Origin of the sequence: Pantoea brenneri, assembly GCF_038594305.1 — a bacterium.
Lineage (GTDB): Bacteria > Pseudomonadota > Gammaproteobacteria > Enterobacterales > Enterobacteriaceae > Pantoea > Pantoea brenneri.
On sequence record NZ_JBCGBG010000003.1, the window covers coordinates 185,620 to 199,388 of the forward strand.

The following is a 13,769-nucleotide window of genomic DNA, read 5'->3' on the forward strand; positions in this document are numbered from 1 at the left end:
GTTTACGAGTCATGGTAACATACAAAAAACGCGTAAGAACGATAACAAGTATCATTATCATAAAGGTATCCACCGCGATGCCATTGAATTCGTGAAGGTTTAAACGTTATGCGTCAATTCCATGTAATAGCAGGTTCAGGGATGCTGCTGTTGCTGCTCCTCGCGCTCAGTCTGATGCTGGGTGCCAAATCCATTGCCTTTCATGATGTCACTCAGGCGCTGCTGACCGACTGCTCCAGCGCTGACTGCATCATTGTGCGTGACGCCCGATTGCCACGCACCCTGGCCGGGCTGCTGGCGGGCGTTGGCCTCGGCGTGGCGGGCGCGCTGATGCAAAGCCTGACGCGCAATCCGCTGGCCGATCCCGGTATTCTGGGCATCAATGCCGGGGCCGGCTTCGCGGTGGTGCTGGGCATTGCGCTGTTCGGTGCCGATTCGCCGGCCGACTGGCTGGGCTTTGCCTTTAGCGGGGCGCTGCTGGCGTCGTTGCTGGTGGCGCTGACCGGCGCTATCGGTGGTGGACGGGTTAATCCGGTGCGTCTGACGCTGGCCGGGGTGGCGCTGGGCGCGGTGTTAGAGGGCTTAACCTCTGGCTTATCGCTGCTCAACCCTGACATCTATGATCATCTGCGTTTCTGGCACAGCGGTTCGCTGGATATCCGTAATTTCACCATGCTGCGCACGACCTTTCCTGCCGTGGCGATCGGTTGCCTGCTGGCGCTGCTGCTGGCACGCTCGCTCAACAGTCTCAGCATGGGCGGTGATATGGCAACCGCGCTCGGTACCCGCGTTGCCCGCACCCAGCTTATTGGGCTGCTGGCGATTGCCCTGCTGAGCGGGGCCGCCACCGCCGCGGTGGGGCCGATTGCCTTTGTCGGATTAATGACGCCGCACCTGGCACGCTGGCTGTTCGGTAACGATCATCGCTGGATGCTGCCTGGCACCATTCTCATTACGCCCTGTCTGCTGCTGGCGGCTGATATTCTCGGCCGCGTGCTGGTACCGGGCGAGCTGCGCGTATCGATTGTGACCGCAATCCTCGGCGCGCCAATGCTGATTGTGCTGGTGCGCCGTAAGGCTGGCAGAGGTGCAGTATGAAGCGTGTAACCTTCAACGGCGTCTGGCTGCTGCTGGCGTGTCTGGCGCTGGCTTTTCTCGGCGTGACGCGCGGCACCTTGCCGATCACGGCTGCGCAGCTGTGGCAGGTGATTAACGGCGAGGCGGCGCGCAATATTCAGCTGATTGTGGTGGAGTGGCGTCTGCCGCGGGTGATGATGGCGCTGCTGATCGGGGCGGCGCTCGGCGTGAGCGGCGCTATTTTTCAATCGCTGCTGCGTAACCCGCTCGGTAGCCCGGACATTCTGGGCTTCAACACCGGCGCCTACAGCGGTGTGCTGGTGGCGCTGGTGCTGTTCCAGCAGAACATGGAAGGCATGACGCTGGCGGCGCTGATCGGCGGATTGCTGACGGCGGGTGTGGTCTGGCTGTTTAGCTGGCGCAACGGTGTCGAGACTTTTCGGCTGATCATTGTCGGTATCAGCGTGCGGGCGCTGCTGATGGCGCTTAACAGCTGGCTTATCATCAGCGCCTCACTCGAGGCAGCACTGAGCGCTGGCCTGTGGAGCGCCGGCTCGCTGAACGGCATCAGCTGGGCGAAAACCACGCCGGTAATCAGCGTGCTGCTGCTGGCGCTGCTGGCAACCGCACTGCTGGCGCGGCGGATGCGGCTGCTGGAGATGGGCGATGATACCGCCTGCGCGCTTGGCGTAGCGGTTGAGCGCAGCCGCATCCTGCTGATGCTGACCGGGGTGATCCTGACGGCGGCCTCGACTGCGCTGGTCGGGCCGATCTCATTTATTGCGCTGCTGGCACCGCAGATCGCCCGTCGACTGTGCGGCGGAATCAAAGGCGCATTACCGCTGGCGGCATTATGTGGCGCGCTGCTGTTAACCGCCGCTGACTACGCCGCGCAGCACTTTTTCCTGCCCTATCAACTGCCGGTTGGCGTGATTACCGTAAGCCTGGGCGGACTTTATCTGATTGCTCTACTGGTGCGGGAGGCGCGACGCCAATGACAGTAACAACACGTTTGCAGGGCAACGCGCTGACGCTCGGTTATGACAAAAAAATCGTGGCGGAGAACCTCTCAGTGGCGATCCCTGACGGTGAGCTGACGGTGATCATTGGCCCCAACGCCTGTGGTAAATCGACGCTGCTGCGTACCCTGAGCCGGCTGGCCCGGCCGTTACAGGGCGAGGTGCTGCTGGATGGCAATGCGATTGCCCACTACTCCACCAAAGAGGTGGCGCGTCGGCTCGGGCTGTTGCCGCAAAGCTCCAATGCACCCGCCGGCATCAGCGTCAGTGAGCTGGTGGCGCGCGGACGTTATCCTCACCAGCCGCTGTTTGGTCGCTGGCGGCAGGAAGATGAAGTGGCGGTGCAGCAGGCGATGCTGGCGACCGGCGTGGCCGATCTGGCACAGCAGCAGGTCGATACCTTGTCCGGCGGTCAGCGGCAGCGGGTCTGGATTGCGATGGTGCTGGCGCAGCAAACGCCACTGCTGTTGCTCGACGAACCGACGACCTGGCTGGATATCGCGCATCAGATTGAACTGCTGGAGTTAATGCAGGATCTGAATCAGCAGCATGGCCGTACGCTGGTGGTGGTGCTGCACGACCTCAATCAGGCATGCCGCTACGCCAGCCATTTGATTGCCATGCGGGACGGTAAGATTATTGCGCAAGGTAAACCGGCCGACATCGTGACGCCGGCGCTGATTGAAACCATTTACGGCCTGCGCTGCATGATTGTTGACGATCCGGTGGCGCACACCCCGATGATTGTGCCGCTGGGGCGCGCAGCCAGCTGATTCGGCCTTCCCCTGCGGGAAGGCGCGAGTCGGTCGGGGATTAAAACGCCGCCAGCAGTTGCTGCAGGCGTGGCCCAATCTGTTCAAACATCCGCGGCGAAATGATCTCGACGTGGGCGCAATCCAGCGGCCATATGTCCAGTTCGGCAACGTAAGGTGACCAGGCGCGACCGGCATCCTGACCGGGTTGCTGCGTCTGTTCCGCCAGGAACAGGGTCGCCCGGCCGTTGAAGCGCGCGCTGCGGGCCGTGGCCAGCAGTCGCACTGAGCTGGCGTAGTTGGCTTCGATGGTGGTAAACAGCGCCTCCATCCCTTCTCCCGCCTGCTGGCGCTGCGCCGCAATAAACTGCTCACGCTCCCGGTTAACCTCTTCCAGTACCGCCGGATCCAGTACGTTTTCCCCGCGCTTCTCATCCCAGTTCTGCGTCTCTGGTGGCCAGGTATCCAGCAGGCCGAGGAAGGCAACGGTTTCACCTGCGGCTTCCAGCCGCGCCGCAATACCCTGCGCCAGCGTCCCGCCCAGCGAATAGCCGAGGAAATAGTAAGGACCGTGCGGCTGCTGCTGGCGTATCGTCGCCAGGTGCGCCTCACACACCGCATCGAGATGCGATGCCTGATTGAGTGGGCTGGTGAGATCCGGTGACTGAATGCCAAGCAGCGACCAGCGTGCATCGAGATAGCGTTGCAGTACGCTGAACTGCCAGGCAAAACCTGAAGCCGGATGGAAGCAGAACAGCGTCGGCCCGCTGCCGCGCCGCAGCGGCAGCACCGCTTCAAAGCCGGCACGGCTGGCCTCAGCCGATTCACTGCTCAGCAAGGCTGCCAGTTTTTCCACCGTGGAAGCGACCATAATCTGGCCGACCGACACCGGCTGATTGAGGCGGCGGCGCAGCTGTGCCGCCAGCCGCATCGCCAGTAACGAGTGGCCGCCGAGGGCGAAGAAATCATCCTGAGCGCTGATCGACTCCCGCTCCAGCAGCGTGGCGAACGCCTGTGCCAGGGTGGTTTCCAGTCCCGGATGCGGGTCCCGGCCCGCTTCCGCTGTCTGCGTCTGCGGCAGCGGCAACGCTTTACGATCCAGCTTGCCGTTGCTGCTGAGCGGTAACGCCGCCAGCTGCACGATAGCGACCGGTACCATGTGCGCAGGCAGTTGAGTCGCCAGCGCCTGACGCATCGCCACGGCATCAATCGGCTGATCCGCCACCACATAGCCCACCAGCTGGCGCGCATCTCCCTGCTGAGGGTCTGCGCCACCCAGCACCAGTGCATGCGTCACCGCCTGCTCCACGCCGGGCAGGGCAGCCAGGGCGTGGTCGATCTCATTCAGTTCAATCCGCTGTCCGCGAATTTTAAGCTGATCGTCGCTGCGGCCGAGATATTCGACTGCGCCATTGGCCAGCCAGCGCGCAACATCGCCGGTACGGTACATCCGGCTGCCGTCGCCATAGGGATCAGCGACAAAACGACTGGCGGTCAGGTCAGGGCGATCAAGATAGCCATGCGCCAGCTGTACGCCGGTCAGATAGAGATCGCCAGCCACGCCAGGCGGCACCGGTTGCAGACGGGCATCCAGAATCCGTAAGCCGGTGTTCCAGACCGGGAAGCCAATTGGCACGCTGGCACCTTCGACCGCCGCCAGTTCCTCACCCGAGGCCGGGTAATAGCTGACGTCGACCGCTGCTTCGGTCGGACCATAGAGATTGTGCAGCGCGACATGGGTCAGCTTTTGCCACTGGCGTGACAGCTCAGCCGGTAACGCTTCGCCGCTGCAGAACACCTGGCGCAGGGTAGCGCAACGCGCCACGGCGTCCGCATCCTGCAGCGTGGCGACAAAGGCCGCCAGCATCGACGGCACAAAATGGGTCGTGGTAACGCGATGGCGGGCAAACAGCTGTTGCAACGCCTCCGGATCGCGATGGGCATCCGGCGGGGCCATCACCAGCTGTGCGCCGACCATCAGCGGCCAGAAGAACTCCCAGACGGACACGTCGAAGCTGCTCGGGGTTTTCTGCAATACCACATCACTGCTGCCGAGCGGATAGTGATCCTGCATCCACAGCAGGCGGTTAACGATCGCCTGATGGCTGACCAGCACCCCTTTCGGCCGACCGGTTGAGCCGGAGGTATAGATTATGTAAGCGCCATCCTGCGGGCGTGGCTGCTGGCTGATCTCTGACGTGTTCGGGGTTAACAGTGCGTCATAAAACAGCGGGGTGACCGGCGTAAGGGCGGCCAGTCGTCCGGCCAGCTGATGACAGGTGATCAGCGTTTTCGGCGCGGCATCTTCCAGCATCATCTGCAGACGATCGTCAGGATAGCCGGTATCGAGCGGCAGGTAAGTGGCACCCGCGCTAACGATAGCCTGCAGCGCCAGCGACAGGAACACCGATCGCGGCAGGGCGACGGCGACGATATCGCCCGGCTTCACACCCTGTGCAATCAGCTGCTGCGCCAGCGCCGCCACCTGCTGCTGCATCTGTTGATAAGTAAGCTGATGGGCCTCATCCGCCAGCGCCGGGGCCTGCGGAGTACGCTGCGCCTGGCTTAACAGCAGGCTGCTCAGCGTCTCTGCCGGTAGCGGCATTGCCGTCTGGTTAAGGGTGGCTAACTGCTGATGTTCAGCCGGCGTCAGCATATCCAGCTCGCCACACGGGCGATCGGGATCGGCGGCCAGCTGCGACAGCAGCAGATCAACGCGGCTGGCGTGTTGTCTGAGGGTTACTTCGCTGTAACGCTGCGCGTTCGCCAGCAGTTCCAGCGTCAGGTCACCCTGTTCGCTGAGGTAGATGGCAATCTCCAGATCGCGTACCGGGCCGGAGGCGAGCTGATGCGTCACGCCTTTAATGCCGGCAAAATCGAGCTGGTAATCAAACATCTTGAGGTTGATCACCGGTCCGTAGAGCGGATCGCTGTCGCCGGAACGGCCCAGATCACGCTGTACCTGCTCGGCATCGTAGCGCTGATGTCGACGCATTTTTTTTATTTCGCCCGCCAGTCGCGCCGCCAGCGCGCCGAGCGGCTGGGCAGGATCGTTGTGCACCGCCATCGGCAGCACATTGATCACCGGACCGGTGGCACACAGCGCGGCTGAACCGATGCGGCGCATAAAGATAAAACCGGCGGCAAAGTCGTTTTGTCCGCTGAGACGTGCCAGCCACAGCGAGACCAGCGCAATCGCGGTGTCAGCCGCGCTGAGCTGCAGCTGTTGGGTATGCGCCAGCAGGGCCTGAAAGTTATTGCTGTCCAGCGCAAAGCGATGGCGCAGCAGATCGGTACTGGCACTCTGGCCCGCCAGCGGCTGGTCGGAGAGCGACGCAGGCGCGGGAAGCTGCGCGCCTTTTTCGCGCCAGAACTGTGCATCACGCTGCCAGCCAGCAGATTGCTGGTAGCGCTGGTACTCTTCGACCACCTCGCTGAACGGCGTAAAGGGCGTCGGCTCGGGCGTTTCATCACGCTGCCAGGCGCTATAAAGATTGGCAATACGGCGAGTCAGGGCGGTAAAGCTGAAGCCATCGACCACCAGATGATGATAACGCTGATACCAGTACCAGTGCTCATCACCCAGCCGCAACAGGCGGTGGTGGTACAGCGGTGCGCCGCTTATCACCCGCAGGTCACCAGACATATCCTGCTGCATCAGCGCACGAGCCGCGGCGACCGGATCGGCTGAATTGCGCAGGTCAATCACCTGCGGCGTAGCAAAGCGCTGCGGTGCAGACCACTGCTGTGGTTCACCGTCCTGCTCGCCAAACGCCATATTCAGCGTATCCGCTTCCTGCATGCCGGCAACGATTGCTTTGGCCAGCAGCGTGCTGTTGAGCGCGCCGCGCAGTTCAACAAAATGCGCCACCGCGTAAGCATTAGCGTGCGGGGATAACTGGTCTGCGATCCAGATGCCGGGCTGAGCGGCAACCAGCGGCAACGTTTTCTGTTCAGTCAGGTTCGGGTTCATGATGATCTCAGACATCGTCGCTCCGGCTGGTGCTAGCGCTGGCGGTGACCGGACGAATATCGTGCCAGTTTTCATTCAGCCAGCTGAGGCAGATCGCCTGTGGCTGGGGACCAAATACCGGCTGCCAGCCAGACGGAATCGCCCGGAAGGCGGGCCATAAACTGTACTGTTGCTGGTTATTGATCAGTACATGACAATCCTGCTGCGGATCGTCGAACGGATTGAGATGTTGCATATTGGTCTCCTGCCCGTGATATCCAGGCGAGATATCGCCCTCATGCTGCGCGCCGCCGCTGACCGCGAGCGACCTCGGGCGTGAAAGAGGGCCGATAAGCGAATTACGGGTATTGCCACATTGCTTTTAATCCGGCCAGCAGGCCGCCGCGCCAGCAGAGCGCGTCGTGACCGCCTTCAGACGGTTGATAGCTAACCTGATGCCCGGCCGCGATTAATTCACGCTCAAATTGTTGATTCGCTGCCAGAATCAGCCGCTCACGCCGTCCAGCTTCGAGATAAAAGCGGCGCGGCGGCGCCTGCAGCAAACCTTGTTGTAGTTGTTGCGGTAGCCAGCCGTTGGGGTTACCGCGCGCCGGCCACCAGAAGGAGCCGGAAAGGCTGATGGCGGCACCAAAGGTCTCTGGCCAGCTTAAGGTGGCGTAAGCTGCGGAAAGTCCGCCAAAACTCTGTCCCGCCACCAGCGTGCTGTCGCCCTGCACCCGGCAGGCGACGGTTTGCTGAATCAGCGGCAGGAGTTCGTGCTGCACCGCCAGCCAGAATTCAGGATTACAGGTCAGCTCCCGGCTGCGGTGTTCCCGGTCGATAATGTCGATCATCGCATAGACCGCCGGTGGCAGTTCGCCTGCGGCGGTGAGCTGCCGCAGCGGACCAGCAATCGGCATGGTCTGCGCCCAGAACTGTCCATCCAGCAATAACGCCAGCGGACGTGCGGCGGAAGAGGCCTCGCCACTGCAGTAAAGCCACACCGTGCGCTGATTACCCAGTCTTTCGCTGCGCCACAGCAGCGGTTGCAGCGGGATAGCCGCCGGCTGGCCGCGATCGACCTCGTGCCACAACGACTGATCGGGCGCCTGCGGCAGGTGCAGCGGTGATACCGGCATGCCGCGTCCGCCGGCCCAGCCGCGCAATGGGTTGAGCGGGTCCGCCTGCGCTGACGGGAATTTACCGCTCCACCATTGACGCAGCGTCTGCATATCAGTCTGGCCGTCAAATTTCTCTGCCTGGCGATCGGGTATCAGACAGTAGCTGCCGCGCCAGTCAGCGGGCAGGGTGGTTTGCCACCACCAGACATCGGTATGGGGAACGCGTGTTAAGGAGGAGGGGGCGGCGGACTGATGGTGATCGGTCACGCCGGTGATGTTGATCCAGACGCGACGGATCGCCGAGTGGGACTCATCGCCGTGGGGATCACGCCAGAAGAAGGTGACCTGACAGGTTCCCTCTTCGCCGGGCTCAATCAAGGGAATGCCCTGTTGCTGCTGCTGTTGCCACCAGGCGTCACTGCCGGTCACTTCATTTAACCACGTCATACGCGCCATCAGTCGATCACTACACTTGATTAGGGTGATGCATGTTATGAATAATACTATTGATAATTATTTTCATTTGCAATAGGGTGTTTCCGCTCTACAGGGAGCGCGCGCATCCTCTCTGCCGTATCGGGCTTCAGACCGGGACGAGGGTCTGTTGAAGATGGTCCGGAGAGAACTGGAATGCGTTGCAGGCAAGGTACTTACCTTTTCACCGGCGCGCCGGCAGTGGCCTATCGCTGGCAATCCAGGAATAAAAAAATGAAAAAGTTATCCCGGCTTTCGTTAGCCATTATGATTGAACTTGGCGTCACCACCTCTCTCATTTCTACCGGATCAGTAGCTGCCGCTACTGATCCGGGCATCACCAGCAACTCATCCGATACCGCCAGCGACAGCACCATGATGGTGACCGCCGCCGAGCAAACGCTTCAGGCACCCGGTGTGTCGACCATCACCGCCGACGAAATCAAAAAACATCCGCCTGCTCGCGACGTCTCTGAAATCATTCGTACCATGCCCGGCGTTAACCTGACCGGTAACTCCACCAGCGGCCAGCGCGGTAATAACCGTCAGATCGATATCCGCGGCATGGGGCCGGAAAACACCCTGATCCTCGTTGATGGCTTGCCGGTGACCAGCCGCAACTCGGTGCGTCTGGGCTGGCGTGGCGAGCGTGATACGCGCGGCGACAGCAACTGGGTTCCGCCTGAGATGATTGATCATATTGAAGTGATCCGTGGTCCGGCGGCGGCCCGTTACGGTAATGGTGCTGCTGGCGGGGTGGTAAATATCATCACCAAAAAAGAGCTGGATAATCAGTGGCACGGCTCGTGGAGCGCCTACTACAACGTGCCGCAGCATAAAGATGAAGGCGCAACCCGACGCACTAACTTTAGCCTCGAAGGGCCGTTAGGCGACGATTTCAGCTTCCGGCTGTATGGCGGGCTGGCAAAAACTCAGGCCGATGCGTACGACATTAATGAAGGACATGCTGCCCAGCGAACCGGTACCTATGCCGGCTCCTATCCGGCCGGCCGTGAAGGCTCGGTCAATAAAGATGTTCATGCCTTACTGCGCTGGGCTTTTGCGCCAATGCAGGCACTGGAGTTTGGCGCCGGTTACAGTCGGCAGGGCAACCTGTATGCCGGTGATACACAGAACACCAACACCAACGCGCTGGTGAAAAGCAAATATGGTGATGAAACCAATCGCCTTTATCGGCAGAGCTTCTCGCTGAAGTGGACCGGCGCCTGGGATAATGGCATCAGTACCAATACCTATGCGCAATATGAGAACACCCGCAACTCGCGCCTGAATGAAGGGCTGGCGGGCGGCACCGAAGGGATCTTCTCCAACAGCGACTTCAACACCATTCAGCTGGACGATGTGCTGCTGCACAGTGAGGTCAGTATTCCGTTTGAATGGCTGGTCAATCAGACGGCTACCCTCGGCACCGAGTGGAACCAGCAGCGGATGAAGGATCCGTCATCGACCACTCAGGCGGCCAGCTACGGTTCCATTCCGGGCATCGCCACCACCGGTCGCAGCCCCTATTCTCAGGCTGAAATCTTCTCACTGTTTGCTGAAGACAACATTGAACTGACTGACAGCACCATGCTGACGCCAGGCCTGCGTTTCGATCATCACTCCATCGCAGGTAACAACTGGAGCCCGTCGCTCAACCTGTCACAGGGATTAGGCGATGACTTCACGCTGAAAATGGGCATCGCCCGCGCCTACAAAGCGCCGAGCCTGTATCAGACCAACCCGAACTATCTGCTTTACAGTAACGGCCAGGGCTGCGCCTCTAGCGCCGGTGCCTGTTATCTGATGGGCAACGACGATTTGAAAGCGGAAAACAGCATCAACAAAGAGGTGGGGCTGGAGTGGAAACATGAGGGTTATCAGGCCGGTCTGACCTGGTTCCGCAATGATTACCGCAATAAGATTGAGGCAGGCACGCTGCCAACCGGTACCGCCTCGAACGGTAAAACCGACATCTATAAGTGGGAAAACGTGCCGAAAGCGGTGGTGGAAGGGCTGGAAGGGACGGTTAACGTGCCATTCTCAGACAGCGTAAGCTGGAACAATAACTTCACCTACATGCTGCAGAGTAAAAACAAAGAGACCGGCGATCGCCTGTCGGTTATCCCGGAATACACCCTGAACTCGACGCTGAGCTGGCAGGCGACACAGGATCTGTCACTGCAAACCACGCTGACCTGGTACGGCAAACAGGTGCCGAAAAAGTATGACTATAAAGGCAATCCGGTCACGGGCAGCGCCACCGATGAGGTCAGTCCATACTCAGTGGTCGGCATGAGCGGTACCTATGACGTCAACAAATATGCCAGCGTCACTGTGGGGATCGACAATCTGTTCGATAAGCGCCACTTCCGCGAAGGCAATGCGCAGACCACCGGTAACGCCACTACCGGCGCGTATTTGTACGGTGCCGGTGCTAACACCTTTAACGAGTCGGGCCGCACTTACTATATGAGTGTGAATACCCACTTCTGATGGGTTTAGCCATAACCCGATCCGGACGAATCTGGCCGCAATTGATAAGCTCAACGCGCAGGGAGCAGGGGAGGAAAGCGTTCCACACCATGGACAAAAACGCCAGGCGGTGTCCCGACTTCGGGCGTACCTCAGAGATGAGGTGCGTAATCGCGCGGGCCGGACGACCAGGGATTGGCTTAAGCGTTTTTCCGATCTGCCTCTGTTTCCAGTGCAGGCTCGGTCTCATCGCTGACGGGGCCAGACTTTATTAACAAACGCAGCAGGTTGATCGCCTGCTGCGTTTTTTTCGCTGCTTAATCAGTTGTTCTGATTAATATCCCGGTAGAGCCGGCTCTCAAAACGCACCAGCGGAATACGGCGGGTACGCTGATCTTCCGGTGGAACCGCATAGCCGGAGAGGAACTGCACAAAGGCGACCCGGGCACCACTCGAGGTGGTGATAAAGCCCGCCAGGTTGTAGACCCCCTGCAGTGAACCGGTTTTTGCCGACACTTTGCCATCCAGTCCCGCCTCATGCAGCCCGCCACGGTACTGCAGCGTGCCATCATAACCAGCCAGCGGCAGCATCGAGATGTAGTCCAGCGTGCTGTCATTCTTCGCAATGTACTGCAGTACCTGCATCATGGTTTGCGGCGAAATCAGGTCATGACGCGACAGGCCGGAACCGTCGACCTGAATGCTGTTGCCCATGTCGATATTGGCTTTGGCTTTCAGGATCCGGCGAACCGCATCCTGACCGGCGCGGAAGGTTCCCGGCACGTTGAAGTAATGATGGCCAATGGTGCGAAACACCGTGTCGGCAATCATGTTGTCAGACTTCTTCAGCATGGTATGCAGCAGCGTATGCAGCGGTGCCGACTGGGTTGAGGCCAGTACCGTGCCAGGCTCGGTGACCAGAGACTGACGCACCAGATGCCCGCTGTAATCGATATCCGCGGCACGCAGCTCCGCTTTCAGAATCTCGCCAGCCCAGGCGGCGTCATCCTGAACCGCAAACGCCAGCGGCAGCGGTTCGGCACGTTGACGCATGCAGCCGGTCAGGGTGTAACGGTTCAGTTCGCCCGGCACCACGTCCAGTTCGCAATATTGCCCTTCGCCGCTGTTGCGGCCGATGGTGCGCACCTGGCTGTACATATGCGCCGGGTAATAGGAGGCGATACGCACAAATGCATTCTCGCCCGGCGTGTTAGCACTGTAGAGCGAAACGGAGAAACAGTTTTTGTCGACGATCGCCGCACCCGGCGGGGCGCTGAAGCACTGGGTCAGGTCGTTCCACGGCCAGCCCGGTGCCATGTCATGACTGGCAAACACCGAGGTATCAATCACCAGATTGCCTTTGATATGGGTGATGCCCTGCTTCTTTAACGCTGCCACCATGTTGCGCAGATCCTGCCGGCTTAAGGTGGGATCGCCGGCAAAACGTGCCACTAAATCGCCGTTCAGCGTGCCATCAACCAGCGCGCCTTTGGTCTCAAAGGTGGTCTGAAAACGGTAGTCTCCGCCCAGTTCCAGTAATGCCGCCAGCGCCGTCACTACCTTCATGGTACTGGCGGGCAACGCCATCTGTTTTCCGTGGTAATCAATGATCGGCGTTGATGCACCCACTTTCTGCACCATCAGCGCCAGATTGGCGCCGTCTGGCAGATACTGCATGTATTCATCAACTGGCGCTGCTTGTGCCTGCAGCATAAATGCACAGGTTAATCCGGTAACAAGTCGTGAAAATCGCATAATCTCGCGGTAACTGGCAGGTGAAGCCGTCAATACTACGTCGCTGGGTGGTGGAAAGTAAACGATGACCCGCAGGGAACTCTGGGGTAAAATACGTATCAAATTGCAAAACCCTTTTCTGGCCTGGAATACTGTCCGGGTCAGGATTCTTTTGTTTGCAAAACCGGCTAATGCGTCGCAGAACGCTTTTTTCTGCAGTCACCGGTCAGGATGACACCGTTAAACAGGATAGATGACGAGGAGCTTAAATGAATCAGATTCCGATGACGTTAAGAGGCGCAGAAAGATTGCGCGAAGAGCTGAACGAGCTGAAAACCGTGAAGCGTCCGCGCATTATTGCCTCTATCGCTGACGCGCGCGAGCATGGCGACCTGAAAGAGAACGCGGAATATCATGCCGCACGTGAAGAGCAGGGTTTTTGTGAAGGCCGCATTCAGGAGATTGAAGCCAAACTCTCCAATGCCCAGGTGATTGACGTCACTCAGATGCCGAAAACCGGCCGGGTCATTTTTGGCGCGACGGTAACCGTACTTAATATCGATACCGACGAAGAGTCGACCTATCGTATCGTGGGTGATGACGAAGCTGACTTTAAGCAAAATCTGATTTCTGTAAATTCACCGATGGCGCGTGGCCTGGTGGGTAAAGAGGCAGATGATGTGGCGATTATCAAAACCCCTGGCGGCGATGTTGAATATGAAATCCTGAAGGTGGAATACCTTTAAGATGTTGCTACGCTTTGAAATGCGTTAAAGCACAATGTAAAGAAAGGAAAAAGGCCGCATTGCGGCCTTTTATCTGAGGTAAGAGCATGGCACTTTCTTTGCCCACTTAACGTGGCAGAGAAATCTTGCTCTCTTTAGACGGGCGATACAGCACCAGCGTTTTGCCGATCACCTGTACGTTGCTGGCACCGGTTTCACGCACGATCGCCTCAACGATCAGCTGCTTTGTTTCACGATCTTCTGAGGCAATTTTCACCTTAATCAGTTCGTGATGCGACAGAGCCTGCTCGATTTCGGCCAGCACGCCTTCAGTCAGGCCATTGCCACCCAGCATAACCACCGGCTTGAGCGGATGGGCGAGGCCCTTGAGGTGCTGTTTTTGTTTGGTACTTAGATTCATCGTAGTTTTTTACTTACTC

The 13,769-nt window shown here is 59.3% G+C and carries 10 protein-coding genes; 5 read left to right on the forward strand and 5 right to left on the reverse strand.

The genetic code is table 11. The features are described 5' to 3' along the window. Positions 1–108: 108 nt before the first annotated feature. Genes fepD through AABB92_RS14490 form a run of 3 tightly spaced genes read left to right on the forward strand, consistent with a single transcriptional unit; the run spans position 109 to position 2,869 of the window. Positions 109–1,098: a Fe(3+)-siderophore ABC transporter permease gene (gene fepD / locus AABB92_RS14480; protein ID WP_082097600.1), complete on the forward strand. Its 990-nt coding sequence runs from the start codon at positions 109–111 to the stop codon at positions 1,096–1,098. Continuing rightward, positions 1,095–2,075, forward strand: coding sequence for an iron-enterobactin ABC transporter permease (fepG, locus tag AABB92_RS14485; RefSeq protein WP_031375425.1), 981 nt, complete (start codon positions 1,095–1,097; stop codon positions 2,073–2,075). The genes fepD and fepG overlap by 4 nt, the downstream gene beginning before the upstream one ends. Next, positions 2,072–2,869 carry an ATP-binding cassette domain-containing protein gene (locus tag AABB92_RS14490; protein WP_031375424.1) on the forward strand — a complete coding sequence of 266 codons (798 nt, stop codon included), beginning with the start codon at positions 2,072–2,074 and terminating at the stop codon, positions 2,867–2,869. Before fepG ends, AABB92_RS14490 begins: the two co-directional genes overlap by 4 nt. Before the next feature lie 40 nt (positions 2,870–2,909). Here the strand turns inward: AABB92_RS14490 and AABB92_RS14495 are convergent, their stop codons facing one another. From AABB92_RS14495 to fes, 3 genes are all read right to left on the reverse strand, one after another. After that, positions 2,910–6,836, reverse strand: a complete 3,927-nt coding sequence (locus AABB92_RS14495; protein WP_031375423.1) for a non-ribosomal peptide synthetase — start codon at positions 6,834–6,836, stop codon at positions 2,910–2,912. Further along, positions 6,829–7,056 carry an MbtH family protein gene (locus AABB92_RS14500; RefSeq protein WP_031375422.1) on the reverse strand — a complete coding sequence of 76 codons (228 nt, stop codon included), beginning with the start codon at positions 7,054–7,056 and terminating at the stop codon, positions 6,829–6,831. Before AABB92_RS14500 ends, AABB92_RS14495 begins: the two co-directional genes overlap by 8 nt. A gap of 103 nt (positions 7,057–7,159) precedes the next feature. Next, on the reverse strand, positions 7,160–8,377 hold the full coding sequence (fes, locus tag AABB92_RS14505) for an enterochelin esterase (RefSeq protein ID WP_082097601.1): 1,218 nt from the start codon (positions 8,375–8,377) through the stop codon (positions 7,160–7,162). A gap of 252 nt (positions 8,378–8,629) precedes the next feature. Here fes and AABB92_RS14510 point away from each other — a divergent pair, with 252 nt between their 5' ends. After that, positions 8,630–10,891 (forward strand): TonB-dependent siderophore receptor, encoded by a 2,262-nt coding sequence (locus AABB92_RS14510; protein WP_046289157.1) that lies wholly within the window; start codon positions 8,630–8,632, stop codon positions 10,889–10,891. 300 nt (positions 10,892–11,191) lie between these two features. Here AABB92_RS14510 and dacB read toward each other — a convergent pair whose 3' ends face one another. Further along, positions 11,192–12,625 carry a serine-type D-Ala-D-Ala carboxypeptidase gene (gene dacB, locus AABB92_RS14515; protein WP_031375420.1) on the reverse strand — a complete coding sequence of 478 codons (1,434 nt, stop codon included), beginning with the start codon at positions 12,623–12,625 and terminating at the stop codon, positions 11,192–11,194. 248 nt (positions 12,626–12,873) lie between these two features. Between dacB and greA the strand changes: the two genes are divergently transcribed. Next, positions 12,874–13,350, forward strand: a complete 477-nt coding sequence (gene greA / locus AABB92_RS14520; RefSeq protein WP_031375419.1) for a transcription elongation factor GreA — start codon at positions 12,874–12,876, stop codon at positions 13,348–13,350. A 106-nt stretch (positions 13,351–13,456) separates the two neighbouring features. Here the strand turns inward: greA and yhbY are convergent, their stop codons facing one another. Beyond that, the gene (yhbY, locus tag AABB92_RS14525; RefSeq protein ID WP_010251809.1) at positions 13,457–13,750 is read right to left on the reverse strand and encodes a ribosome assembly RNA-binding protein YhbY; all 294 of its coding nucleotides are present in this window, start codon (positions 13,748–13,750) and stop codon (positions 13,457–13,459) included. Between the last annotated feature and the right edge of the window lie 19 nt (positions 13,751–13,769).

Coding starts and splice junctions, on each gene's coding strand:
- fepD (WP_082097600.1), top strand. CDS start 109: ATGCGTCAATTCCATGTAATAGCAGGTTCAGGGATGCTGCTGTTGCTG.
- fepG (WP_031375425.1), top strand. CDS start 1,095: ATGAAGCGTGTAACCTTCAACGGCGTCTGGCTGCTGCTGGCGTGTCTG.
- AABB92_RS14490 (WP_031375424.1), top strand. CDS start 2,072: ATGACAGTAACAACACGTTTGCAGGGCAACGCGCTGACGCTCGGTTAT.
- AABB92_RS14495 (WP_031375423.1), bottom strand. CDS start 6,836: ATGTCTGAGATCATCATGAACCCGAACCTGACTGAACAGAAAACGTTG.
- AABB92_RS14500 (WP_031375422.1), bottom strand. CDS start 7,056: ATGCAACATCTCAATCCGTTCGACGATCCGCAGCAGGATTGTCATGTA.
- fes (WP_082097601.1), bottom strand. CDS start 8,377: ATGGCGCGTATGACGTGGTTAAATGAAGTGACCGGCAGTGACGCCTGG.
- AABB92_RS14510 (WP_046289157.1), top strand. CDS start 8,630: ATGAAAAAGTTATCCCGGCTTTCGTTAGCCATTATGATTGAACTTGGC.
- dacB (WP_031375420.1), bottom strand. CDS start 12,625: ATGCGATTTTCACGACTTGTTACCGGATTAACCTGTGCATTTATGCTG.
- greA (WP_031375419.1), top strand. CDS start 12,874: ATGAATCAGATTCCGATGACGTTAAGAGGCGCAGAAAGATTGCGCGAA.
- yhbY (WP_010251809.1), bottom strand. CDS start 13,750: ATGAATCTAAGTACCAAACAAAAACAGCACCTCAAGGGCCTCGCCCAT.